General features: G+C 62.3%; 2 protein-coding genes. One reads left to right on the top strand and one right to left on the bottom strand.

Annotated features, from left to right (window positions below):
* Window positions 1–99 precede the first annotated feature (99 nt).
* Window positions 100–759 (bottom strand): DUF922 domain-containing protein, encoded by a 660-nt coding sequence (locus EN879_RS36350; RefSeq protein ID WP_063170227.1) that lies wholly within the window; start codon window positions 757–759, stop codon window positions 100–102.
* 103 nt (window positions 760–862) lie between these two features.
* Here EN879_RS36350 and EN879_RS36355 point away from each other — a divergent pair.
* The coding region (locus tag EN879_RS36355; RefSeq protein WP_164774860.1) for a dihydropteroate synthase at window positions 863–1,238 on the top strand (376 nt) is incomplete at its 3' end.

Genomic DNA, 1,238 nt, shown 5'->3' on the forward strand with positions numbered 1-1,238 from the left:
GATATATGTCGTCCCATATAGGCCGGTTTCGACGGCGGCTCGAAAGTTTTTCGAATCTGGCACTACGTTTCGGTGAATTGGCTTTCAGTTCGGGTGCGTTCAGGCCGGCGGCAGTCGTCCGTTGCCGATGCGCTCCATGCGGTAGCGCAGCAGCCGCAAGATGCGGCTTTCGAAATTGACGCTTTCGACGCGGTCGAACTGAAGCTGGGCGCGGTCGTGCCTGGCCAGAACAGCCGCGGTGATCGCGGCCGCCTTGGCCTTGGCGGCGTTGCAGTTCTTTTGCGGGTAGGTGGCCTTCAAGGCCTCTTCGAGTTCGCCGCCATGGTTCTTGGCGATTTCGACATGGCGCTCCTCATGGCGCTTGATGTCGGCCGACAGCGTATCCCAGAACAGCCTGACATCGGCATCGGCCTTGCGCGGCCGGCGCCACTCGGGAAGGATCACCTTCACCTTGACGGTCACCACCGCGTCGGCAATCCGGCAGGAACTCGGTGTCTGCGCATAGCTGATACGGGTGGTGAAGGCCATTTGCGTGGCGCCCGGGTGCCGCGTGCCGGTGCTTTTCACCTCCGGGCCGCGTTTGGAGAGTTGTGCCTCGATGTCGTCGAGGGTGCTGCCGCCAATGGCGAAATAGCTGTACGTCTTGACGAGATTGGCCGCCGCCGCCGGGTGCGGCGTTATGGCGAGCAGCAGCGCGCAAGCCAAGGATTGTTTCACGCCCAAGGACTGTTTTTTCATGCCAAGCATGGATCGTTTCATCATGTTGCCTCTTCGACCACCTTGCTTTACGGCCGTTGCCGGCGCAATGAAATTGATCCGCCAGGGATCACACATGATTGATGAACTCCATGGTCGATGAGCAATGACGGCCAGGCGATGGCAATTGGCGCATGGACGCCATCTCGACCTTGGCGGCAAGGCCGTGGTCGTCGGCATCCTCAATGTCACGCCCGACAGCTTTTCCGACGGCGGCCAGTTCGACGCTCCTGAAAAGGCGCTGGCCCAGGCGCGCCGCATGATCGGGGAAGGGGCACTGGTTGTCGATGTCGGGGGAGAATCGACGCGCCCAGGTGCTGCCGCGGTATCGGCCAGCCAGGAACAGGCCCGCATCCTGCCGGTGATCGAAGCGCTGGCGGGCGTGAACGAGGTGCTGATTTCGGTCGATACCTATCGCGCCGACACGGCGCGGCTGGCGGTCGCCGCCGGCGCGCATATCGTCAACGATGTCTGGGGTTTGC

Origin of the sequence: Mesorhizobium sp. M7A.F.Ca.AU.002.02.1.1 (assembly GCF_003998535.1) — a bacterium.
Lineage (GTDB): Bacteria > Pseudomonadota > Alphaproteobacteria > Rhizobiales > Rhizobiaceae > Mesorhizobium > Mesorhizobium ciceri.